Origin of the sequence: Oecophyllibacter saccharovorans (assembly GCF_006542375.1) — a bacterium.
GTDB classification, from domain to species: domain Bacteria; phylum Pseudomonadota; class Alphaproteobacteria; order Acetobacterales; family Acetobacteraceae; genus Oecophyllibacter; species Oecophyllibacter saccharovorans.
The window spans coordinates 657,339-679,239 of record NZ_CP038143.1 but is presented as its reverse complement, the minus strand read 5'-3'; the positions used below and the strand labels follow the sequence as shown (position 1 = coordinate 679,239).

General features: G+C 60.1%; 19 protein-coding genes and 1 tRNA gene. 11 read left to right on the top strand and 9 right to left on the bottom strand.

Annotation, left to right across the window (positions count from 1 at the left end; all coding sequences use genetic code 11):
• Nucleotides 1-349 precede the first annotated feature (349 nt).
• The 3 genes from E3E11_RS02940 (at nucleotide 350) to E3E11_RS02930 (ending at nucleotide 2,812) form a co-directional block, all read left to right on the top strand.
• Entirely contained in the window at nucleotides 350-850 is a 501-nt protein-coding gene (locus tag E3E11_RS02940) for a hypothetical protein (protein WP_141451116.1), read from the top strand.
• Between the two features lie 62 nt (nucleotides 851-912).
• Nucleotides 913-1,464, top strand: coding sequence for a hypothetical protein (locus E3E11_RS02935; RefSeq protein WP_141451115.1), 552 nt, complete (start codon nucleotides 913-915; stop codon nucleotides 1,462-1,464).
• 1 nt (nucleotide 1,465) lies between these two features.
• Nucleotides 1,466-2,812: a nucleotidyltransferase gene (locus tag E3E11_RS02930; protein ID WP_141451114.1), complete on the top strand. Its 1,347-nt coding sequence runs from the start codon at nucleotides 1,466-1,468 to the stop codon at nucleotides 2,810-2,812.
• Nucleotides 2,813-2,839: 27 nt separating this feature from the next.
• On the opposite strand, the gene E3E11_RS02925 is transcribed toward E3E11_RS02930, so the two are convergent.
• Both E3E11_RS02925 and E3E11_RS02920 read right to left on the bottom strand, forming a co-directional pair.
• Nucleotides 2,840-5,116 (bottom strand): S9 family peptidase, encoded by a 2,277-nt coding sequence (locus tag E3E11_RS02925; protein WP_141451113.1) that lies wholly within the window; start codon nucleotides 5,114-5,116, stop codon nucleotides 2,840-2,842.
• 94 nt (nucleotides 5,117-5,210) lie between these two features.
• Entirely contained in the window at nucleotides 5,211-6,182 is a 972-nt protein-coding gene (locus E3E11_RS02920) for a glycosyltransferase family 8 protein (RefSeq protein ID WP_141451112.1), read from the bottom strand.
• Nucleotides 6,183-6,536: 354 nt separating this feature from the next.
• Here E3E11_RS02920 and E3E11_RS02915 point away from each other — a divergent pair, with 354 nt between their 5' ends.
• Both E3E11_RS02915 and E3E11_RS02910 read left to right on the top strand, forming a co-directional pair.
• Nucleotides 6,537-7,301 (top strand): hypothetical protein, encoded by a 765-nt coding sequence (locus E3E11_RS02915; RefSeq protein ID WP_141451111.1) that lies wholly within the window; start codon nucleotides 6,537-6,539, stop codon nucleotides 7,299-7,301.
• 5 nt (nucleotides 7,302-7,306) lie between these two features.
• Nucleotides 7,307-8,899 carry a hypothetical protein gene (locus tag E3E11_RS02910; protein ID WP_141451110.1) on the top strand — a complete coding sequence of 531 codons (1,593 nt, stop codon included), beginning with the start codon at nucleotides 7,307-7,309 and terminating at the stop codon, nucleotides 8,897-8,899.
• A 19-nt stretch (nucleotides 8,900-8,918) separates the two neighbouring features.
• Here E3E11_RS02910 and E3E11_RS02905 read toward each other — a convergent pair whose 3' ends face one another.
• Both E3E11_RS02905 and E3E11_RS02900 read right to left on the bottom strand, forming a co-directional pair.
• Nucleotides 8,919-9,761: an aminotransferase class IV gene (locus tag E3E11_RS02905; RefSeq protein ID WP_141451109.1), complete on the bottom strand. Its 843-nt coding sequence runs from the start codon at nucleotides 9,759-9,761 to the stop codon at nucleotides 8,919-8,921.
• Nucleotides 9,758-11,368 carry an anthranilate synthase component I family protein gene (locus E3E11_RS02900; protein ID WP_141451108.1) on the bottom strand — a complete coding sequence of 537 codons (1,611 nt, stop codon included), beginning with the start codon at nucleotides 11,366-11,368 and terminating at the stop codon, nucleotides 9,758-9,760. Before E3E11_RS02900 ends, E3E11_RS02905 begins: the two co-directional genes overlap by 4 nt.
• 190 nt (nucleotides 11,369-11,558) lie before the next feature.
• Here E3E11_RS02900 and gyrA point away from each other — a divergent pair, with 190 nt between their 5' ends.
• The 5 genes from gyrA (at nucleotide 11,559) to E3E11_RS02875 (ending at nucleotide 16,408) form a co-directional block, all read left to right on the top strand.
• The gene (gene gyrA, locus E3E11_RS02895) at nucleotides 11,559-14,354 is read left to right on the top strand and encodes a DNA gyrase subunit A (protein ID WP_231119013.1); all 2,796 of its coding nucleotides are present in this window, start codon (nucleotides 11,559-11,561) and stop codon (nucleotides 14,352-14,354) included.
• A complete protein-coding gene (gene coaD / locus E3E11_RS02890) occupies nucleotides 14,351-14,920 on the top strand; it encodes a pantetheine-phosphate adenylyltransferase (protein WP_407938684.1) in 570 nt (189 codons plus the stop codon). Before gyrA ends, coaD begins: the two co-directional genes overlap by 4 nt.
• Before the next feature lie 104 nt (nucleotides 14,921-15,024).
• On the top strand, nucleotides 15,025-15,513 hold the full coding sequence (locus E3E11_RS02885; RefSeq protein ID WP_141451106.1) for a peptidylprolyl isomerase: 489 nt from the start codon (nucleotides 15,025-15,027) through the stop codon (nucleotides 15,511-15,513).
• 122 nt (nucleotides 15,514-15,635) lie between these two features.
• A tRNA-Lys gene (locus tag E3E11_RS02880) sits at nucleotides 15,636-15,711 on the top strand.
• Nucleotides 15,712-15,844: 133 nt separating this feature from the next.
• Entirely contained in the window at nucleotides 15,845-16,408 is a 564-nt protein-coding gene (locus E3E11_RS02875) for a hypothetical protein (protein ID WP_141451105.1), read from the top strand.
• 11 nt (nucleotides 16,409-16,419) lie between these two features.
• On the opposite strand, the gene E3E11_RS02870 is transcribed toward E3E11_RS02875, so the two are convergent.
• From E3E11_RS02870 to E3E11_RS02855, 4 genes are all read right to left on the bottom strand, one after another.
• Nucleotides 16,420-17,529, bottom strand: a complete 1,110-nt coding sequence (locus E3E11_RS02870; protein ID WP_231118972.1) for a hypothetical protein — start codon at nucleotides 17,527-17,529, stop codon at nucleotides 16,420-16,422.
• Nucleotides 17,530-17,767: 238 nt separating this feature from the next.
• Entirely contained in the window at nucleotides 17,768-18,871 is a 1,104-nt protein-coding gene (locus tag E3E11_RS02865; RefSeq protein ID WP_141451103.1) for a hypothetical protein, read from the bottom strand.
• Nucleotides 18,872-19,302: 431 nt separating this feature from the next.
• The gene (locus E3E11_RS02860; RefSeq protein WP_141451102.1) at nucleotides 19,303-19,515 is read right to left on the bottom strand and encodes a hypothetical protein; all 213 of its coding nucleotides are present in this window, start codon (nucleotides 19,513-19,515) and stop codon (nucleotides 19,303-19,305) included.
• A gap of 277 nt (nucleotides 19,516-19,792) precedes the next feature.
• Nucleotides 19,793-20,593: a LexA family transcriptional regulator gene (locus tag E3E11_RS02855; protein WP_141451101.1), complete on the bottom strand. Its 801-nt coding sequence runs from the start codon at nucleotides 20,591-20,593 to the stop codon at nucleotides 19,793-19,795.
• 183 nt (nucleotides 20,594-20,776) lie between these two features.
• Between E3E11_RS02855 and E3E11_RS02850 the strand changes: the two genes are divergently transcribed.
• Nucleotides 20,777-21,100, top strand: coding sequence for a hypothetical protein (locus E3E11_RS02850; RefSeq protein ID WP_141451100.1), 324 nt, complete (start codon nucleotides 20,777-20,779; stop codon nucleotides 21,098-21,100).
• Nucleotides 21,101-21,106: 6 nt separating this feature from the next.
• Here E3E11_RS02850 and E3E11_RS02845 read toward each other — a convergent pair whose 3' ends face one another.
• Nucleotides 21,107-21,814, bottom strand: coding sequence for a hypothetical protein (locus E3E11_RS02845; RefSeq protein WP_141451099.1), 708 nt, complete (start codon nucleotides 21,812-21,814; stop codon nucleotides 21,107-21,109).
• Nucleotides 21,815-21,901 lie beyond the last annotated feature (87 nt).

The following is a 21,901-nucleotide window of genomic DNA, read 5'->3' as shown; positions in this document are numbered from 1 at the left end:
GGGCTCCCAAACCAGTGGAAAGGCCCGGTAGGCGCTACCGATAATGCGGCTGACGCGGACCCTTGATAGTCTCAGATTTCATGCAGCGCGGCACAGCGCCAAATCGGCAGCCCCCATACCTGCTTTCCGGACAGGGAGTCAAGGGGCGCGCCGGGTCCGGGGCTGTTTTCTCCAGGCGTGTTCCCCGTGGTTTTACCCGCTTTCCCCACCCGTCGCCTAGCCCCTGTCGAGAGGGCGTAGGGGCCTGAGAAAGCTGCCTGCGCCCTGAAGGGGTCAGATCTGGGCTGGGGGCAGGGCTTACACGGTGGTTTTACTTCAATCCCGCCTGCAACCGGCTTATCATGGCCCCATGATGACCTGTTTTCGCATTCCCGCTGCCGCCCGTTCCATGCTGTCCCTGGCCTTTCTGGCCCTGCCGCTTGCAGTGCCTTATGTCGGCCTGCAGCCCGCGCCCGCTTATGCCACCGGCGCGCCGACCGATGTGGATGACCCGACGCTGAACCGCATGGGGCGCGACATCAACCGCGTGCTTGTCATTCTGCGCCAGGACCACAGCTATGCCAGCCAACGCTGCCTGACCGGCCTGGCCGAGATGCACAAGGCCGAGCACGAGCTGGACCGCATCCACAACCGCAACGACCCCGACCTGGCCCTAGTGCATGACGTTCTGGGCTCCACAATGGAAGAAGCCCTGCGCGCCTGCGGCACAGACGCCACCGCCCTGTGCGCCCGCTCCGCTAACGCCAACCCCAACCTGGCCGCCGCCTGCCAGCACTTGCCGGCTGTGCCTGCGGAGGATTCTTCGCTTGATGCAGGTGAGGCTGGGGCTTCTTTGCTTTCGGGGGGATAAGGATATGGCTTAGGCAGAAATATTTACAGTGAATCTATTTAAGGTAAGGTATAATTAAGAGTATGGAAGTTCCATTTGATATATTTCTTAAAGGGAAGAGGAAATCATCATCTAATCCTCTTATAACAAGGGAGAAAATTTATAAGAAAATCAAGAATGAAGCTGAAAATTGTTTATGGTGTTCAACGGCTTTGTATCTCAAATCTGTCAATCAAGAAAAATATTTACTTTGGCTAAATATTGCGGCAGGTTTATTGGGATTTATATCTGGAAGCTTTTTTTTGTGGAAAGTTGCAGGGCCGCTTTGGGGGTCAGCGGCAGCAATTTTAGGGGGAAGTCTAAATGTTATTTGTTTAACAAGTGGCCTTAAGAGTAATGCGTCTACTTTAAAAAGAAGTGCGGATAGATATAAAGACCTTCAAAAACGCTTTGAGTATCTCCATATTAAGGCAACTCATATGTCTCTAAAGGAAATATTTTTTAACTTTGAGAGACTTAGTGATGAGTTGAGCAATATACGTAAGCAGTCTGGCCCAATTGATGAAAAATATTTTTCTAAAACAAGAAAAAAAATAAATTCTGGGCATTATAAAAATAAAAACGGAGAGAAATGAAATGGCAGAATTGCCCTCTAAGCTATGGGATGAATTTCATAATAGAGTAAAAATTACGAAAGAAGATAATGAGTTATATAAAAATAAATATAATGAAATAGCTAAAGTTCTAAATAAGGGCTTTAGAGGAATAGGAAGTGAAAGTAATAAGTTAGCTTTTGGATCATATGGTAGAAAAACTGCTGTTAGGGGAATATCTGATCTAGACATGCTATATTTACTACCAGATAATCTTCTCGCTAGCTATAATGCCTCTTCTACTGGACCGAAAAAGCTTCTTGAAGATACGGCAAAATTTTTAAGACTTAGATACTCAAAAACTTATGTTAGAGTAAATCGTTGTGTAGTTGTGGTGATTTTTGGAAATATATGGGTAGAAGTCCAGCCCGCTTTCAAAGAGAATGATTACTTTCTGTATCCAGATACAAAATCTTCTTGTTTCAAGCGTAGTTATGCCCAGAAAGAAACGGAAGCTATTACAAATTCTAGTAATGATTTTAAGGAGCTAATTCGGCCTTTATGTCGTATGATAAGAGCTTGGAGGAATAATAAAGGCATAAGTTCATTGTCTGGGTTACTAATAGATACTTTTGTCTATAGATTCCTGCGAGATAATCATGAGTTAACTATGCGTCCTAAAGAAGAGTTGTTGAAAGGTTTTTTTGATTATCTTGCTGGACAAGAGAATGAAAGTTACCAAGCTTTAGGAAGTAAGGCTCTAATTAAATCTAAAGGCGGTTTTAAAAGAGCGGCAGAGAGGACTAGTAATGAAATTGGCGAAGCATTGCAGGAAAATGATATAGAAAAATGCCTTAAGATATGGAGAGGGATATTTGGGAGGAAATTTCCAAATATTGATTTTTATCGCTCAATAACTGGTTCGAAGAATATTGTTTTAGATAGTGTGAGGGTAAGTGATGAGCAATTTATCGAAGAATTTCGTGATTTTGAAATAGATATAAAATATCCCCTTGAAATTAAGTGTGTGGTTGAGAAAAAAGCCTTTAGGCCAAAATCATTTGAAAAACTTGTTGAAATTGGAAAGTTGTTTAGAGGCATAAAAGCTAGTGGAAAGTTAATTTTTACGGTTCCACCTAAAATGAAGAGTAAATTTCCTGATGAGACTAAATTATACTGGAAAATTTTAAATAGGGGAGCTGAGGCCATTAAAAGAAAATGTACTAGAGGGAAGATTCTTGAAGACGAAGGGGGGTGGTCACGACAAGAAAGTGCTGATTTTATGGGAGAACATTTTGTAGAATGTTATGCTGTATTAGGCAATCGAGTCATTGCGCGAGCTCGTTTTGACGTTCCTATTATAAATAATGCAGAAATTGAATCGCCTTAAAAGGAAGAGAATAATAATAAAAATGATTTATAGTGCGGTTTTATTCAAACACCACAACGCAAAAGCCTGCACCAGCGCAACCTCCTTCAGGCGTGTATAACGCCCTGAAGAACCGCCGTGGCCGGCTTCCATGTTGATGCGACACAGGAAGGGGCCGCCCTGGGCGATGTCGCGCAGGCGGGCGATCCATTTGGCGGGTTCCCAGTAGGTCACACGCGGGTCAGACAGGCCGCCCATGGCCAGAATGGCGGGGTAGTCGGCCTGGCGCACATTGTCATAGGGCGAGTAGCTGGCAATCAGCGCGTAGGCCTCCGGATCGGTCAGCGGATTGCCCCATTCCGGCCATTCCGGCGGGGTGAGGGGCAGGGAGGTGTCGGACATGGTGTTGAGCATGTCCACAAAAGGCACCTGGGCGGCGATCCCGGCGAAGAGCTCGGGCGCCATGTTGGCCACAGCCCCCATCAGCAGCCCGCCTGCCGAGCCGCCATGGGCGACGATGCGGCGGGGGGACGTATAGCCTTCAGCGATCAGGTGCCGGGCCACGGCGATGAAATCGGTGAAGGTATTGGGCTTTTTGCGCCCGCGCCCTTCCAGAAACCAGTTCCACCCCTTCTCCGAACCGCCGCGTACATGGGCAATGGCGTGGATCCAGCCGCGGTCCACCAGGCTGAGTGTGGTGGTAGAGAAAGCCGCTTCCATGGAAATGCCGTAGGAGCCATAGCCGTAGAGCAGCAATGGCGCGCTGCCGTCCAGCTTGGTGCCGCGCTTCATCAGCACGGTCACGGGCACCAGCTCCCCGTCCGGCGCAGGGGCGAAGAGGCGGCGGGTTTCATAGGCCTGCGGGTCATGGCCTGAAGGCACGTCGCGCACCTTGCGCAGGGTGCGCGCGCCGGTCTCCATGTTGAGGTCATACCAGTGCGGCGGTGTGGTGGGAGACTGGTAGACGTAGCGCAGTACGGGCCGGTCATATTCCAGGATGCCCAGCAGCGTCAGGTCATAGGCCGGTTCATCCATCTGCACGGAGCGCGCGACCTCGCGCAGGTCTGGCTCGGCATCTGAAGAGTGGCCGTTTTCAGCGGGGCGGAGTGCGGGAGCATCCTTGCGGGCCAGCACGTAGATGCGCTCATTGCCCTCAAAGCGCTCGCTCCAGGCCAGGAAATCGCGCCCGGCACTCACCTGCAGCAGGAAATGCCCGGGCGTCTGCGGCAGGAAGGGCGTCCATTCCTGTTGGGGTGTGGGGCGGTCTGGCGCCTGCATCAGGGTGAAGTCCACCGCCTGGCCGGGGCTGGAGGCGCCCGGTTCATCCCGGTTGGTGAGGATGATGAAGCGGTCGCCCCAATGGGTCAGGCTGTAGCGCTCGCCGCGCACCAGCGGTGCAAAGGAGACGGGGTCGGCCTGGGGGTCGGCAGCCGGGATCAGCAGGGTTTCATTGGTGTCATGGTCGCCGCGCTCCAGCATGATCCACTGGCGCGAAGCGGAGACAGAGAGATTGAGGAAGAAGCCGGAGTCCGTTTCCTCATAGACCAGGATGTCTTCCAGGGGCTCGCCTGGTTTGGCGCGTGTGCGGCGGCGGTAGAGCCGGGCCGGGCGGCCGTTGTCGTCGCGCCAGATCCAGAACAGCCATTCGCTGTCAGGCGAGAAGGCAAAGGCTCCGGTGCTGCTTTCCACCGGTCCCGGCAGGCCTGGCCCCGCTTCCTCGCCCCACAGCATGGCGTCAGTTGCCTGGTCCTTATTGGTCAGGTCCTTGAGGTGGATGCGGAACACTTCCGAGCCCTGGGTGTCCTCGCTGAAAGCGTAAAGTCCGTGGTCGTCAGACACCGCTGCGCCGCCGAGGCTGTAGAAATCATGGCCCTGGGCGCGTGCCGTCACGTCAAGCAGGATTTCTTCCGGCCCGGCTGTTTCTTGTTCTTGGCCTTCTGTCGCGGGTTCTTCAGAGGCAGGGCGGGGGGTGCGCACGTGCAGGGGATACTGCGCGTCGGTCTCAAAGCGGCGGTTGTAGAGCCAGGGCCCATCAGGCACGGGCACGGATTCCTCGGTTGCGGGAATGCGCGCCTTCATCTCCTCAAGCAGGGTTGCCTGCAGGTCTTCCGTCTCCGCCAGCACGTCAGCGGCATAGGCGTTTTCCGCCTCCAGGTGCTGGCGGATGTCAGGGCGCAGGCGGCCCGGATCGCGCAGCACCTGCTGCCAGTCGGGGTCCTTCATCCAGGCGTAGGGGTCGCAGCGCGTGTGGCCGAGCTGTTCCAGAATGACGGATTCGCGCTTTGGCACAGGCGGGGAAAGCCTGGAGGAAGTCTGCTTGCTCATGCTCCATAATGTGGGCAGCGGCCGGCAAGTTTCAATCGGGTTTCACCCGTGTTTCAAGCACACAGGCAGCTGGACTGGTTTCAGTTCTGCCCGCTCAGCTGGCCGGCAGCACGTCTTTGAAGAATTCCGGCGCCACTTCCTGCAGGCGTTCATCCAGCCGGCGGCCCATCTCCAGGAACACTTCGGCCTGCGGCACGCTGGGGTCGCGCCACGGCTTGCGGGGCCCCGGCCAGTGGAGGATGGCGGCGTGTTCCTCCTCCTCCTTGTGGTGGCGCATCCAGTCATCAGGGATGAGCCCAACGGTTTCGGGGAAGGTCAGCACGTAGTTCCAGCGCTCAGGCAGCAGATGGGTGCGGTCGCCGAAGATGGTGTTGAGGATGTCCTGGTCCGGGCAGTAGCGCGGCGCATGGCACAGGTCGAAGCAGGCCTGCACGTCGCTGTCGGTGATCTCGGAGGGGCGGAAAAACACCATGCCTGAATTGAAATAGCGGTCGGGATTGTCGAGCCCCACCACATCGCGCTTGTAGTCAGCCAGGCTGAGCTCAAGCATGTCTTCAGGCCCGTGGTCCATGACGTCGCGCATCATGGCCCCGCGCGCCCGGTCGCCGCGCGAGATGTTGTCGCGCACGGCCCCCAGGCAGGCGCCGGGCGGCAGGCCGTCGACCATGGCGAAGATATTGCGGCGGCACACCATGTCCGAATCAAGATAGATCACCGCCTGCGCGTCGCGGAACAGGATGGGGATCAGCAGGCGGTAATACATGGCGCGCGAGAGATGGCGCGTCTCGAAAAGCTCGAGATGGTCGAAATGCGGCCGCACGTCGATGAAGGTGATGGAGGAGCGGGGCCCGTCAAAAAGCAGGTGGCCCAGGCGCTGGGCGAAGTCGGGCAGGCCGTCATGCAGGACGTTGAAGGCGCAGAACTGGGCGTCAGGCGTGGTTTCCAGCACGGACTGCATGACCGTGAAGCCGGCGCGGGCATATTTGAGGTCGAAACCCATGACGATCGGGCAGTTTTCCACCACCTTCTCGGTCGTCTGGCTGGCAGGCAGGTTGCGGGCTAACAAGATATGCTCCTTTCAACGCGCCCCCTTTCCGGCTTTCACGGCATTTTGCCGACAAACAAAGAGCAGAAAAGAAATGAAACGGGGCGGCATGAGGTCTGTCGGACGGGGCCGAACTTCTTTCCTCCGGTTCCTTCCTGATGCGCCTGTAATGTGACCCAAATGTGACTCTCCGGTCTGTCATGGCAGCCATGGCCTCTTTTCGCTTTCACTGTCTTGGGCACTGTCTTGGGCCGGAAACGCTTTCCCTCCGTTGCGGCTTCTGGCAAGGTCGTTGCCGGAAGAATCAGCAGATTATGCAGGCGCGTCCGGCCCGACCCCGGGCCTGCCCGGTGGCCAGAACTGGAGAGTTGCTTCATGCCCGCTTTCACCCCTTTTTCGGATTTTCTGTCCCCGGATTTCACGCCTGATTTCTCGTCTGAAGAAGGCGCCTTTGCCACTTTCGAAGCGGGTGACGGGGAGGTGTTTCCTGCCGACGCCTTGCTGACTGATCTGCCGCTCTGGGAGCTCAACACGGCTTTGCGCGGGCTCTACCTGGCCGAGCATGACCCTGACCTGGTGCAGCGGGCTTATATGATCGCCTGCATGGATGGCAGCCTGGCCCAGGCGGAACAGGCCCTGCTGCAACAGGCCCTGGCTGAGGAGCATCTGCCCGCCCGCCCGGTCCAGCAGCTTGCTGCCCAGTCGGAAGCGTGGCTGGTTTACGTGTCGGAAATGCTGCGCACCTGGCGCGGCCTGCTGCACGATATCGACCGGCTGGCGGCAGCAGACGCGCTGGAAAGCGAGATCCGCGCCCTGGGCCATCCGCGCTCTGCGCGCAGTCGTGCCGGGCGACGTCTGCACCTCCTGCAGCTGGCCCACAGGGAGCGGGACCTGCGGGAGAGAATTCAGGAAGCCCTGGGCCGCACGCAGGATATCGTGGCGCGCATTGAAGCGCTGCGTGAAAGCCTGGAGCGCGGGGAAGCCATGGAAGGCGAATGCCCCCGTCTGAGCGCTTCCAGGAATATCTCCCCTGAAAGCGGCGCGGTGACCTGGGTTCTGTATGATGAAGCTGACCAACCCGTCCTGCGCCTTTCACGCCGCGCCGTGGCTGAGATGCTGCGCCTGATGGATGCGGACTGAAAAAAGTGCGCGCCCGCCCGGCCCTGACAGGCACTGCTTTTCTGGCCGGGCTTGGTCTGACCTCTCCTGCAGCCCTGGCCCAGCCCAGTCAGACGCTTACCCCCCGGGCTCATATTCCAGCAAAAGTGGCTTCGGTTCCGCCAGCCGCCGCGCTGGGGTTGGGCATGCAGGTAAAGGCCGGCGAGGCGGCGACGCTGGCTGCCGTCTGGAAGGATGGACCAGGCGAAACCCTGCCGATTTTTGCTCTTTTCGCGGTCACCAACCACCCGGACCCGGCCTGCCCGCCCCCTGATCTGGAAACGTCTCCTGCCCCTTCGCATTCAAAGCGTTCAAAAGGGGCCCGGCCTTCTGCGCTCCCGCAATGCCCGGTCGTCACTCTGGCCCTGGGGACGGAGCGGCAGTTTCTTCGCCCAGGCGCTTTTCCCCTGCCGGATCTCAGCCTGTTGCCCCTCTCTGATCCCTTCCTGGAGGAAGAGGCTGTTTCAGCCGGGCCAGAAGGCGGGGAAAAAGCCGCTCCTGTCATCCCGGCCCCGTTCACAGCCTCGCTCGGTCCTTACGGTCTGGGAGCCGAGACAGACCTGCAGGCCGGGTTTTACGCCCTCCTGCAGGGACCGGGCCAGGCCCCAACGCGCACGCCGCCTTCCGAGCCGCCCCCAGTGCTGATGGTCTCCACCTATACCGGCGGGGCCCATTGCTGCGACCGCATCCGGCTTTACTATGACGCCGGCTATGACACGCCCGGTACTGTCAGCGCGCAGGCTGCAGGGATGCCGGGCCCGTGGCGTGTCTATGAGCTGCCGCAGCAGGATGGAAGCGGGCTGCCCTCTGTTCTCGATGTGCCGGGCGATCCCGCAGTGCCGCCTGTTGTGGTGCTGCAGGACCAGAGCTTCGACTACACTTTTGCGCCCCATGCGGAGTCGATCATGCCGCCGGTGCTGACAGCCCTGCACCTGGGTCCCCCGGGCCCGGACGGCCTGCGCTCTCTCATAGCCACGGATATGACGGCATCCCCTGCCTACCGTCCTTACCTGCTGGCCTCCTTCAGCCGGATTGTGGCGGAGATGACCTCTGTGCCCAACACCCCGGCAGGCAAAAGTGCTGCGGCCCGCAAGCTTAGGCAGAATCCGGGGTTTCTGGCTTATGCCATGGCCATCGCCTGCCGCCTGGCCGCTTCAGGCGGGCCGGCAGACCAGAAGACGCAGGACCGGATCTGGCGGGCTGTGCTGCAGGCCCCGGTTGAAAAGAATTCCATGTTCGGTGTCTCGCCGTGCACCCTTATGCCGCAAGAGGCCCAGGCGCATTGCACGCCGGCCCAGCAACGGACCCTGCCTTTCCCGCAGGGGTTGCGGGCTTTTCTGATGACCCAGCATTATCTGACGCCAGCCCAGGCTGAAAACTTCCCCACCAGCCTGGCCGCCTTTGAGACGCTGCGCCAAAGGCAGGCGCGTGAACAGGCGAATACCCTGCCCCGCCCGGTTCAGGCGGTGGAAAACAGCCCGAAGCGGCGGGAATCTTCCGTGCAGCCGGTTCTGCGGCCCCCGGTGGCGGCAGAGAGCTTGATCAGCCGTTTCCGGCATTGGTTGGCGCAGGCTTTCTGAACTTCCGGGAAGGCTGGTTTCAGGAAATGCGCGCCAGAAACCGGCGCAGGTTATGCGTCCTGACAGCATTGAGGTCCAGCGAGATAGGCTGGCTCCCCCCATTGATCGTAACAGTGCTGACTTCCGTCACCCCCAGGGCGGTTATCAGCCAGGCGCTCTGCAGGACCGGGAGCTCATGGGGGATGAGGCGCTGCTCACGGCAAAGGCCGCTTTCCAGCAGCCGACGCCGTGCTGTGCCTGGCAGGGGGCCATCGCGCAGGGGCGGGGTAAGGAGAAGGCCGTTGCGGTCCAGCGCCAGAAAATTGGCCGCGCTGGCTTCGCAGAGATGGCCCTGCTGGTTGAGCAGCAGCGCGTCATCAGCGCCCATCGCCTGGGCTTCCTGCCGGGCGTTGATTGAAGGCAGCATGGACAGGGTCTTGGCCCCGCAGAGGGGCGAGGTCTCATCACGCCGCTGCTGCGGGATATGCAGCCGCACGGGCGTGGGGAGGGAAGGCGGTCCGGGCGTGGCGGTGATCAGCAGGGTTGGTCGTGGTTGCGCGGGCGGGGAAAGGCCGCGTGGCCCGCAACCCCGGCTCCAGGTGAGGCGCAGGGCGCCTTCGGTAAGCCTGTTGGCCTCCAGCACGGCCGTCATGGCAGCCAGAAGGGCAGAACGGTCAGGCGCAGGCAGGTTGAGCAGCTTGCATCCTGCCTCCAGCCGGTCGAAATGCAGTGCCGGCCAGGCAGGGGCGCCCTGGGTGACGCCCAGGGTTTCAAACAGTCCGTCACCGAGCAGAAAACCCCGGTCCGTCGGGGAGATGCGTATTTCTGAAAGCGGGAGAAGGCGCGTGTCATGCCAGGCCCACAAGTCGGGTTGGGCGTTCATTGGGCCTGCCTTTGGGGGTGCCGGGAGGCCGGGTCTTCAGGGTTAGGCGCGGCACGCAGGGCCTGCAGGAGGGGGGCGGCTTTCAGACAGGTTTCACGGTATTCAGCCTGCGCCTCCGAAGGCCAGGTGATTCCTCCGCCCGCACCCAGGGCGAAGCGGCAGGTGGCGCCGGAGGGTTTGGCTGAAGGATCGCAACCCTGTGCGGGGGCCTCTTCCTGCGTGCCTGTGACAGTGCGGATGAGCACTGAACTGTCGAGCGCGCCATCCCAGCCCAGGCGAAACAGCGTGCCGCAATAAGCGCCGCGGGGGCTGCGCTCCAGGGCGTCAATGACCTCCAGCGCCCGCTTCTTGGGCGCGCCGGTGACAGAGCCGGGCGGCATGGTGGCTTCCAGCAGGCTGAAGGCGTCTTCTCCCTCTGCCAGCTTTCCGGTCACGCTGGAGACGAGGTGGTGCACACGCGCAAAGCGTTCAGGACGGGCCAACTGGGGCACGCTGACGCTGCCCGGGCGGCTGACACGACCGATATCGTTGCGCATCAGGTCAGTGATCATCAGGTTTTCAGCCAGTTCCTTCGCGTCCTGCGCCAGGGCGTCGCGCAGGGCGGCATCAGTTATGGGGTCATCCGAAACGGCGCTGGTGCCCTTGATGGGGCGGGTTTCAATGGTGCCGTTCGGAGAAAGTGAGAGAAAGCGTTCCACTGAAGCGCTCATCAGCTGGTGGGTGCCGAAATCAAGATAAGCCCCGAAAGGGGCGGGGCTGCCCTGGCGCAGGCGGGCGTACAGCGCTGCCAGGTCAGCGTGCGTTCCGTCAGCCTGCTGGAAGCCGCCATGCCAGCGCATGGTCAGATTGGCCTGAAAGATATCTCCCGCACCGATCAGGCGGCGCGTTTCCTCCACCGCCTCACCCCAGCCGTGCTCGGTGAAATCGGGCTGCCAGTTTTCAAGGGGCGGAAAAGCGGCAGTCAGCGGGCGTGGCGCCGGGGCGGGGTGTTGCTCGGGGCTGATCCACCAGAGTTTTTCCCGGGCGTGATCGAACAGCAGGAAGGAGGTGCACACCAGCGCCAGAAGATGGGGCCAGTCATCCTGCGCCGCATGGCGAGAAGACACGTCCTGCAGCGCCAGCCCGGCCCCGTAGGACAGAACGCCGATAATCCCGCCCGTAAAGGGTAGATCGGGCGAGGTGGGCACAGGCCGGGGCGGGCGGTGGGCCTGGGCGAAGCGGCGGAGCGGTTCCAGCCCGTCTTGGCCCCCCGGCTTCAGGCGCGGCAGCACCAGCGCGGCCTCGGGGCGGGGACACAGCAGGCTCCAGCGTTGCCGGTCCCGGCTTTCAGCTGTGGCCTTGTCGAAACTGCCGCTGTCGAGAAAGACCGGCCCTGTGGAGGGCAACGCTCTTCCAGCCTCTGAAGCTCCCTGCCTACGGGAAAGCAGACCGAGATAGGCTTGGGGGGGCTGCCAGGGCAGGGCTGTCACGGAAGGGGAAAGGGCGGTTTCAGGCGGAACGGTCATGCGCAGGCCGGGAGAGGCTTTCGGGGAACGGAAGGCGGGAAGCTGACCGGCAGATACCAGGGGAAAAAGCCGGGAAAGTCCCGGCAGGCAGGGGTGCGGCATCTGGCATGAAAGCTGCGGATGGCGTATGATAGATCCTTCTAATGCTCCTGAAAAATCGGTGGACCATACCTTGACCGACCCCCATGATCCGAATGCCTCTCCCTCTGATGCGCAGGTTGATGAACTGGCAGGTGCGGCGCCCGTGCCGTTCCTGCCGAAAGGGGCGGAACCGATCACTATTTCAGATGAAATGCGTTCCTCCTATCTCGCTTATGCGATGTCGGTCATCGTTTCCCGCGCCCTGCCGGATGTGCGCGACGGGCTGAAGCCGGTGCACAGGCGCATTCTCTACGCCATGCGCGAAAGCGGCTTCACCGCTGACAAGCCCTACCGCAAGACGGCGCGCGCGGTGGGTGACGTGATGGGTAAATACCACCCGCACGGCGACAGTGCGATCTATGACGCCCTGGTGCGCATGGCCCAGCCCTGGTCCATGCGGCTGCGCCTGATCGACGGGCAGGGCAATTTCGGCTCCGTGGATGGCGACAGCCCGGCTGCCATGCGTTACACCGAGGCGCGCCTGGCCAAAGCGGCTTCCCAGCTGCTGGACGATATCGACCGTGACACCGTCCCTTTCCATCCCAACTATGATGAAAGCGAGATGGAGCCAGCCGTGCTGCCGGCGGCCTTCCCCAATCTCCTGGTCAATGGGGCTGCCGGCATCGCGGTGGGGATGGCGACCAACATTCCGCCCCATAATCCCGCCGAGATCATCGATGCCACGCTGGCGCTGGTGGAAAATCCGGCCCTGGAGCTCGATGAGCTGATGAAGATCGTGCCGGGGCCCGATTTCCCCACCGGCGGCATCATCATGGGGCGGCACGGCATCCGCCAGGCCTATGCGACTGGCCGCGGTTCCATTCCCGTGCGGGCTCAGGCGGAGATCGAGGAGATCCGCAAGGACCGTCAGGCTATCGTGGTGACGGAGATCCCCTACCAGGTCAACAAGGCCACGCTGCAGGAGCGCATTGCCGACCTGGTGCGCAACAAGGTTGTTGAAGGCATTTCCGATATCCGCGATGAAAGCGACCGCTCGGGCATGCGCGTGGTGATCGAGCTCAAGCGGGATGCGACCGGCGACGTGGTGCTCAACCAGCTCTACCGCTACACCCAGCTCCAGACCTCCTTCAGCGTCAACATGCTGGCCCTCAATGAAGGCCAGCCCCGCGTGATGGGCCTCAAGGAAGTGCTCGAGGCTTTCATTCACTTCCGCGAGGAAGTGATTCTGCGCCGGGCCCGCTACGACCTCGGCCGCGCGCGTGACCGCGCCCATCTGCTGGTGGGTTTCGTGCTGGCCGTGGCCAATATTGACGAGGTGATCGCCCTGATCCGCGCAGCGCCTGACGCGGCCCATGCGCGTGAGGCGCTGCTGGCGCGCGCCTTTCCCGCCGGCCCCATCGCGCCCCTGCTGGAGCTGATCCATGACGAGGGCAATGTGGTGGTGGACGGCCAGGTGCGCCTGACCGAAGCCCAGGCCCGCGGCATTCTGGAGCTGCGCCTCCAGCGCCTGACCGGGATGGAGCGCGAGAAGATCCAGGCGGAGCTTGATGAGGTGGCCCACCGGATCACGGAACTGCTGGAAATCATTTCCAGCCGCCCCCGGCGCATGGAAGTGCTGCGCGATGAGCTGCACCACAGCCGCACAGCTTTGGGTGTGCCGCGCCTGACGGCCATTTCTGACGCGCTGGGTGACCAGACGGATGAAAGCCTGGTCGAGCCGGGCCAGATGGTGGTGACCATCACGCGCGAAGGTTTCATCAAGCGCACCCCGCTTGAGCTGTTCCGTGCCCAGAACCGCGGCGGGCGCGGGCGCAAGGCGGCCGGCCGGCGCGGGGATGACGTGGTGGTGCGCAGCTTTACCGCCCATACCCATCAATGGGTGCTGTTCTTCTCCTCGGGCGGCAAGGTCTTCCGCATGAAGGTATGGCACCTGCCTGAAGCTGCGCCGGCAGCCAAGGGGCGCGCGCTGGTCAACCTGCTGCCTGAAATGGGCAATGACACCATCACCGCCGTGCTGCCGCTGCCGCAGGATGAGACGCTGTGGGATGACCTGCACCTCGTCTTCGCCACGGCCAGCGGCAATGTGCGGCGCAACCGGCTCAGCGATTTCCGCAACATCCGCGCTTCCGGGCTGATCGCCATGAAGCTGGAGGATGACGACCAGCTCATCGGTGTTGCGACATGCCGCGTCGGGCAGGATGTGTTCCTGGCCACGCGCAAGGCCCGCGCCATCCGCTTCCAGATCACTGATGAGACGGTGCGCGTCTTTGCCAGCCGCGGCAGCACGGGCGTGCGCGGCATCCGCCTGGCCAAGGGCGACCGCGTGGTGTCGCTCTGCGTTCTCGACCATGTGGAAGCCACCCCTGAGGAACGTGCTGCCTACCTGCGCCTGGCCAACATGCGCGGCCGCGACACGCCGGAAATGGGCGCAGAAGATGACGTCGCCACGGCGATGGCTGAACCCACCGAGGAACTCGAGGCTGATCCGGAGGGGCAGGAAGAAGAGGCTGAGCTTGCCGAAACCGGGGGCGTGATCGACGAGGTGCGATTCGAGGAGCTGGCGCGCCAGGAAGAGCTGCTGCTGACAGTGACCGACAGCGGGCACGGGCGACGTTCCTCCGCTTACGACTACCGGGTTTCTGGGCGCGGCGGGCAGGGGCTGCTCAACATGCGCGCTTCCGCCTCGCGGCCTGACAGCACGGTGGTCGGCGCGCTGAGCGTGCGCGACGGCACTGACGTGATGATGGTCACCGATACCGGCCGCCTGATCCGTCTTCCCGTTTCCCAGGTGCGCGTCATGTCGCGCATGGCAAGCGGCGTGACCCTGTTCCGCGTTGATGAGGATGAACACATCATCAGTGTCTTCCCCGTGCTTGAAGATGGCAGCGAAGGGGAAGGAGAGGGAGAAGGAGACGAGGGGGAAACGGTTGTTGAAGGCGTACTGGCTGAAGGCGAAGCGGCCGGAAATGCTGCGGAAGAGCCGTGAGCGCGGTGAAGGCAGGGGCACAGGAAGGCGGGCTTCCGCCTGCCCCTGATTACCGCACGGGGTTTTATCCGGGCACGTTCGATCCCATCACCAATGGCCATCTGGACGTGATCGAACGCGCGGCCGCCCTGTTTGACCGCCTGGTGGTCGGCGTGGCGGTCAATGAAGGCAAGCAGCCCCTGCTTTCCCTGGAGGAACGGCTGGAAATGGTGCGCGATGAGGTGGCGACCCTGCCCCATGGGGACCGCATCACGGTCGTAGGATTTGACGGGCTGCTGATTGATGCCGTGCGCCAGGCAGGTGCCGGAACGGTGGTGCGCGGCCTGCGCTCGGCAGGGGATTTCGATTTCGAGACCCAGCTTTCAGGGGCGTTGCGCAGACTGGCACCCGAGATCGAGACGGTCTTTCTGCTCGCTGCTGAAAACCACCGCAGCACAGCCAGTCGCATCGTCAAGGAGATCGCCCGGCTGGGCGGGGATATTTCCCCCTTTGTCAGCGAGCGGGTGCGCAGGCGTGTCCTACACAGGCTGGGCCGCGGACAGGGCGCGGAAGCAGGAGGGCAATAAAAGCCTGCCGCCCTCCTCCAAGCGCTTTCTGCCCCTTGTCGGAAAGGGCTGTGCACCCCACATGCTGATCAGCACGAAAACAGTTTTTTCCAGGAGAGATGCACATGACCGATGCTGCAAAACACGAAAATCTCGTTCTTGAAATGCCGGAAGGCAAGGTGGTGATCGCCCTGCGCCCCGACCTGGCGCCCAAGGCCGTTGAACGCCTCAAGACGCTGGCCAATGAGGGCTTCTACAACGGCGTGCCCTTCCACCGCGTGATTGAAGGCTTCATGGCCCAGGGCGGCGACCCGACCGGCACCGGTACCGGTGGCAGCAAGCTGCCTGACCTGCCGGCCGAATTCACCGACAAGGCGAAATTCGAGCGCGGCACGCTGGGCATGGCCCGCACGATGGATCCCAACAGCGCCAACAGCCAGTTCTTCATCATGTTTGCCCCGAGCCCGTCGCTGGACGGGCAGTACACGATCGCCGGCAAGGTGATCGAGGGCATGAATGTCGTCGACAAGATCAAGCGCGGCAGCGGCCCCTCCGGCATGGTGCAGGAGCCTGACAAGATCATCCGCGCCTATGTCGAGCCGGCAGCTCAGTAAGGCTGTTCCGGGCTCTTTGAAACCCGCTTTTCTCCCGCTTTTTCAGGCGGTGTAGGAAGGCGGGTTTTTTGTGGCCCCACCCTTGACCGGTTTCACCCGGAAAGCTAACAACACAGCTGCGTGAACCGGTAGCTCAGTTGGTAGAGCATTCGACTTTTAATCGAATGGCCGTGGGTTCGAGTCCCACCCGGTTCACCATTTCTTCTTGAAAATGTCTTGAAGCTGCGGTGATCCGGAAGGTGATTTCACACTTCCCAAAGACAGTTTTCATTCGCCTCTTGCGCTTCAGAGGTCGTTTCCAGCTCATTTTTCCTTATGTGAAGCGCTTTCCATGACGTCTGATTCTGCCCCGCCTGTTTCCGCCGCTTCTGAACCTGTCAGCCAGGCCGAAGGGGAGGAGGGCGGCACCGCGACGGCCCGCAAGGCGCAGGCGTTCATGGCTTCCCTGCGCGCCGAGGGGGGAGAGGAATATGATCTGGCGGATCCGGAGCTCGTAAAGGCGCTGGTGGACCAGTTCTTCGGGATCATCCGCGAGCAGATGCGCGAAGGGGCGAAAACCGCTCAGGAACGCGACAGTGCCATCCACATGCTTGAAGAGCTGGCGGGTCTCTATGCTGATCTGTTCAGCGGCGCGACAGCGCAGGGCCGCCCCGCCCGCCACTGGAATGGCCGGACCCTGGCTGAAACCCTGGGCGCGGAAGGGGTTGAGGCACGCGAGGCCCTGAAAGACTGGTTCTCCACCGATATCGCAGCCCAGTACATCGCCGCCACCTCGCATCACAGCTATGGTAATATGACCGATGAGCAGTACCGCACCTTCATCAATGAGCTGGAAGAACGCACTTTCCGGGAACTGATGGGCCCCGATTACAGGGGCGCCTCTTCTTCAGGTTGAAAGAAACCCGATCAGCCTGGCTGTGAGCTTTGCTTTGCTGGTTTCAGGCCAAGGAACAGAAGAAAACCGATCCCCGGGATGAGCAGGCTCAACGGGCCCCATGCTGTGGCCAATGCGCCTGCGCCGGGAAGGACAGCTGCTGTACAGAGCCGCAGAACCGTATTGAGCGTCATGTCATAACGGGGCCGGAGCCTGGAGGGTATTTCTGCATGCAACCCGGCGCTGAGCTGCAGCATGGTCAGTCGCAGCACAAACATGAAAGCTGCCAGACCGATGACAAGTCCGCTCAGGCAATGCCAAAGCAGGCCGGCGCTGAATCCAAAGAGACTGAGCCCACCTGCGAGCCAGAGATATAGGCGAAGGTTTGAAGAGGTGAAATGAGTGGCTGCTTTTTGCAGGACATGACCAGCTGCGGATTGAGCCAGGAGCATTAGAAACAGGATCAGACCGTACAGGCCGGAATGCGTGGCAAGGGGCGGAAAAACAGCCGCCATGGGTTGCCAGTACTGAATGACTACCTGAAACAGCGTGGCTGCCAGCAGGAAAAGTGCCAATGCACTTTTGTGTGGCCGGCACAGAGTGAGGAGCTGCCTGAAGGCTGTAGCGCCAGGGAAAACCCCGCCTTTCTGGCTTTTCTCTTCCAGGCAGGGGGGCAGAAAGTACCAGGCAAGCACCCCGATTATAGCCGCAAGCAGAGCGGCATAAAGGAATTCCAGACGCGGGAAAAGCGCATAGAATGTGCCGCTGAGCAGCGAGACCAGGGCCATGAAAAAGAAATGCAGTTTTCCAAGCTGGCCGAAGAGTTTTTCAAGTCCGGTGCTCTGTTTTTCTGTGGAAGCTGCTGCGGGGGCTTCGGCCTGGTAAATGTCAATCAGATAGGAATTGGTATTGTTCTGAAATAGCGCCAGGGAACAGCCATTACAGATTTCAGCTGCCATGAAGATCAGTAAGGGCTTCACCTTGTCATGAGGTATCCATACGGCTGTCCAGGAGAGCAGCAACCAGGCGCAGCAGAGCGCAATGCCTGCCAGGAACAGGAGCTTGCGGTCAATCCGACCAGAGCTGAACCCGACAAATGTGCCGAACCCCAGGATGGTCAGAGCCTGAACGGCCTTGAGCATGCCCAATCCTTCCAGGGTGATTCCGTTGCCCAGCATATAAACGGCCGATGTCGCGCCAACCAACATTCGGGTGGAGGAAACGGCAACGTCAGCTGCAATGATACGGTCTGTGAGTAAGAAGCCGGGGCAAGAAGGCATGGTTTCATCACAACGCGAGGACCGGTGCTCAGTCAATAAGTTTCATAAACGAAACGTTATGGGCATTTTCCAGAGAGTGTTGCGATGAGAATCGGAATTTCTAGAATACGGAGCTGATGGCAACTTGAGGTTGCAGGGCCGCATCAGTGTTGTGGCCCATGGTCGGTACGATCACCCCCATGATCACCCCCCAGTTGGGGTTCCAGTTATATTCCAGTGCGGGGGCAAGGTTGAAGCTGGTGGACCATCCCGTGCGGTCGTACTGGTGCACCCCATCCTGGTGGCCACGCGTAACCGTGCTGGCCCCCCAGCTCTGATACATGTCGATGGCGAACAGGAATTCCCGCGTGATGCCGAATTCAAAACTGGCGCCCGCATCGCCATTGGCGCCGACATGGGCATGGCCGCGAAAGCCGTGATCCGTGCCGTAAACGCTGACATTGTGCAGCCGGGCCGTGCTGACGGGCTGCCATTCCTCGCCCCAGAAATAGACATTGAGCGCGTGCTTGAAAAAGGGAAAGGTCATCAGCCCTTCCAGCGCATAATGAATGCTCCACACCCCGGCCCCCACGCCATTGGCGGGATTGCGGAGGTTGGAGAAATGCCCTGTCGGCGCGACAAAGCCCAGATAGGCCGTCAGGGACGGGGCATAGGTATCGGTGAAGCGGTATTCAAAATCAACCGGCAGATCCTGAAACTCAACGGAAGAGGCTTTCTGGTGTCCCCCCCAGCTGTAGCCCCAGGTGGGATAAGTGGCCACAGTGAGGTGATCGGTGATGGCATAGTTGAAGAACCAGTAGGCCTGCACGCTGGCCTGCGAGGGATCATGCGGATCCCGGTGGCCTTTGGGGCCGAAACTGCCGCGGGGGACGGAAAACTGGGTATAGGGCTCGAACACGACCTGTCCGGCTTCATCCAATGCCGGAAAAAGCGCGTAAAGCGGTCCGGTTGCCCATTGTTCCGGGGTTTCGGTATTGAGAAAATCGTTCAGGCGGGTCCAGAATGACTTCCGGTGCGGCGTGAGCGAAGCGCTGGCGCCGGGTTTCCCATCCGTTTTTGTAACAGCCTTCCCTGCTTTGTCCGAGGCAGTCCGCAAGCCTGGCGTAGGTGCCTGGCTGTTCATGGAAGCCGCTTGCCGGGCATTGGCCAGACCGGTGCGGATGGCATTCGGTGTGACCTGACCCGTTTCAGGGTTGGAAGGCACAGCTGCCTGGGCAACAGAAACTGCATATGAAGACGCAACTGGCCCTGACAAAATGACTGACAGGATCAGCCTGCTGAAATAACGGCCAGCTTTAAGGGTATCGGAAATCGGCTTTTTGAAGACGATAGAACCCCCATCAGGGGGTGGAGAAAAGGAATCCGGCAGGAGAGCGGAAAGGGGAACCGTCTTCATTTCGTTGGGGAAAACACCTCGGCTGTTGCTTGGAGAAGCAGGAGGGCGGCCATTGGCAAGCCCAGCGCTTCCCGGTTGCATTTCCAAATCCAAAGAGAGTTTTCATAAGGAGTCTCCCGGCCGGGAGCAACGGCCTGGGAGGAGTTTTGCCTGTTTACGTGCCCGAAATGACACGCTGGAACGGGTGGGTTCCCAACAGGGCGGCAGTCAGTGCTGCTGCAGAATTTCCAGAATGGAACTCAGGGCCTGGGACGCGTGTTGGTCGAAGCAGGCTTGGATTTGCCGCCCATGTGAATCTGCATGGGAATGCCCTGGCGTTCAGACCAGGCCACGATATCGGTCAGCGCCGGCAGATCATTGGAAAAGGAGATCTCATGCAGGTTGGCAAAGAGATCACGGACGGAAAGAGGCGCGGAAGGGGACCGGCTGTTGGAACGGAAACGGAATTTCATTGTCAGACTCCCGACCTGTCCGTCCTCGGTTTCTGGTGAAGGCGGGCAGGAGCAACTGTAAGATATGCGGGCAGAATCTTGCGCCTTCCCGCGTGAGAGGGACCACTACAAGGACCCTCGAAGAGTGTCTTTATTTGTATTGTGATTTTTCACAAAAAGCAAGATGAGAATTTCTTGGGCTTCGGAAGCGCGGATATCCGGCCCCGACTCCAAAGCAGGGTCTACATGTCTGTAATCAGCCAGGGCGGGTTTGGCCGGATGAAGCTTTCAGAGAATTCTAGAATTCCGCCCTCGGCTGAGGGGAATAGTAACCGATCACCAGCCCCTGTACGATGACATCAGGCGCGCCGGCCGGATCATGTTCCGTTTCTTCAGTGAAGAAATCCTGGTCCCAGTCCTGGGAAGCCTGCTTGCGGGCAAGCGCGTTTTGAGTTCGGGAACTGTTCCGGGAAGGCAGGGGGGGGAGTTCAAGCGGGGTCTGGAATTCCGGTGCCGTGCTGCGCGGCCAGAGCAGCACCCGCCCGTCCCCGCAGAGCTGAAGCGCCTTGATGGTGGCTTCGTAGCTGTCTCCAAACGGATCACGCCGCGCCACCACCACGTAATCACCATTCTGGGGTTGGCGTCGGGCTTCGCTGAAATTGACCACCACAGCGATGGTTCCGGGCGGAAAGATGAGATTCATCGACAACCCTTCCACCAGAAGTCCGTAAGGCGCGCGGTCACGCCACTGGGCTTCTGTCGGCAGGGCCACGCGGAAGCGGTCGGAAGTGGGCCATTCCGTGCTTTCGCGCCACATGCCGGCCTGGACCGAGCCGCGCACTTCCACCTCCCACTCAGGCACAGAAGGGGGCCGGAAAGCATTTTCCTCCTCGAGAAGGTCCGGCAGCGTGCAGTTCAGCGCCTCGGCAATCAGGGTGAGCTTGCTGGGACGGGGCTCACGTGAGCGGCCGGAGAGAATGTCGCGGATATAGGTCTGCCCCACTCCCGCAGCCAGGGCCAGGGTATGCTGTGTGTAGCCTGCCTGCGCCATGCGCTGAGTGATCTGGCGCTGAAGCGGGGTAGTGGAGGATAGGACCATGCTGAACTGCGTGCCTGCTAGAACCGGAAGAGAACCCTGAGGGCGTCTGAGCGGCAGTCTGCCTGCTTTTGGGAAGAATCACAATTTCTTCTGCCCGTCTTTTCCGGTTTTTACTTCACGGCAAGGGGAAATATCCCCCCTTCCCCCTACCGCCCTGCCGGCAGGAGACGTTAGAAAGGGCAAATGATGCAGCTTCTCGATCTGATGGATGATCTGGTTACCGCTTCGACTGCGCTGGCCGGTCTGATTCTTGTTTTTATGGGCGCTATCGTTTCAGCTTACGAAGCTTATGCGCCTGCTGATCAGGAAAAGGTGAAAGCCCGCTACTGGCAGCGGGCCTGTTTTTCCCTGACCGGATTGATCATGGCATTGGCCAGCTGCGTGACCGCCCTGGTCGCCAAGGGGCTGAACTCCCCCTGGCTGGCCCTGCTCACGCTGATTCTCTTTGCCTTTACCCTCATTACCGTGCTGGTCACATCCTGCTTCTACGTGCGCGAGATCCGCTGAGCCTGCTCAGGCACCGCAGAAGAGGAAGTAATAAACCAGCCCGATCACGCTGAAGAAGAAGATCCCCCACTGCACGGCTGTGCGTAACAGCGCCCGTTTTTCCCACTCCGGAAAGGCATCGACATGCAGCCGGGCTTCACGGGCCTGCCAGCTGGCCAGAAAGTCCTGCGCTTCCTCGCGCGCGGTCTGCGGGTCGGGCTGGTGTGCCAGAAGCCCCTGCCAGAAAGCGGCGATCTCAGCGCCCTGCCCCTGGTAGAGATGCAGGGCAGGGGTATGGCGGCGCAGGTAATGGGCAAAGCCCCACAGAAACAGCATAATCCCCACCAGGGCCAGAAGGCCGATCAGCACCACCCAGCGGCCGAGAGGCAGAAAGGGGTCTGTCCAGGTCGGGGCCAGAAGTTTGTGCATCGTCCAACCCGTGCCCAGCAGGAGCAGAATCAGGAAACTTCCCTCGAACAGGCCGTCCACTGAGCTCTCGCCCAGATAATGGCGTTCCATGCCTGTCGTGGTCTCTTTGAGCAGGGGCTGGAACAGGCTGAAGGCTTCCGGGTAGCGGCGTTCGGCTTCCACCGCCCAGCCAGCCGTTGCAGGGTTGAAGCTGCTGCCGGGATTGGCGCCTGGCCGGGGCGTGACCGGCTTGCGCCCCGCTCTGGGGTCTGAATCCCGCACCAGTCTCTGCTGGGGCTGGGGCGGAATGGGGGGATGTGTCGCCATGACGTGACCTGAAAATGCTGCTTGAAAATGCTCAATGCGTGATCTATTTCTTTCCAGAGCTTTAACGCGCCCAGGCCGTTCCGTATA

Excerpts from the sequence above, each read along its gene's own strand:
- gyrA (WP_231119013.1), top strand. The coding sequence starts at position 11,559 with ATGCGTTCCTCCTATCTCGCTTATGCGATGTCGGTCATCGTTTCCCGC.
- E3E11_RS02940 (WP_141451116.1), top strand. The coding sequence starts at position 350 with ATGATGACCTGTTTTCGCATTCCCGCTGCCGCCCGTTCCATGCTGTCC.
- E3E11_RS02870 (WP_231118972.1), bottom strand. The coding sequence starts at position 17,529 with ATGCTCAAGGCCGTTCAGGCTCTGACCATCCTGGGGTTCGGCACATTT.
- E3E11_RS02925 (WP_141451113.1), bottom strand. The coding sequence starts at position 5,116 with ATGAGCAAGCAGACTTCCTCCAGGCTTTCCCCGCCTGTGCCAAAGCGC.
- E3E11_RS02845 (WP_141451099.1), bottom strand. The coding sequence starts at position 21,814 with ATGGCGACACATCCCCCCATTCCGCCCCAGCCCCAGCAGAGACTGGTG.
- E3E11_RS02900 (WP_141451108.1), bottom strand. The coding sequence starts at position 11,368 with ATGCCGCACCCCTGCCTGCCGGGACTTTCCCGGCTTTTTCCCCTGGTA.
- E3E11_RS02850 (WP_141451100.1), top strand. The coding sequence starts at position 20,777 with ATGATGCAGCTTCTCGATCTGATGGATGATCTGGTTACCGCTTCGACT.
- E3E11_RS02875 (WP_141451105.1), top strand. The coding sequence starts at position 15,845 with ATGACGTCTGATTCTGCCCCGCCTGTTTCCGCCGCTTCTGAACCTGTC.
- E3E11_RS02905 (WP_141451109.1), bottom strand. The coding sequence starts at position 9,761 with ATGAACGCCCAACCCGACTTGTGGGCCTGGCATGACACGCGCCTTCTC.
- E3E11_RS02930 (WP_141451114.1), top strand. The coding sequence starts at position 1,466 with ATGGCAGAATTGCCCTCTAAGCTATGGGATGAATTTCATAATAGAGTA.
- E3E11_RS02915 (WP_141451111.1), top strand. The coding sequence starts at position 6,537 with ATGCCCGCTTTCACCCCTTTTTCGGATTTTCTGTCCCCGGATTTCACG.
- E3E11_RS02935 (WP_141451115.1), top strand. The coding sequence starts at position 913 with ATGGAAGTTCCATTTGATATATTTCTTAAAGGGAAGAGGAAATCATCA.
- E3E11_RS02885 (WP_141451106.1), top strand. The coding sequence starts at position 15,025 with ATGACCGATGCTGCAAAACACGAAAATCTCGTTCTTGAAATGCCGGAA.
- E3E11_RS02855 (WP_141451101.1), bottom strand. The coding sequence starts at position 20,593 with ATGGTCCTATCCTCCACTACCCCGCTTCAGCGCCAGATCACTCAGCGC.
- E3E11_RS02860 (WP_141451102.1), bottom strand. The coding sequence starts at position 19,515 with ATGAAATTCCGTTTCCGTTCCAACAGCCGGTCCCCTTCCGCGCCTCTT.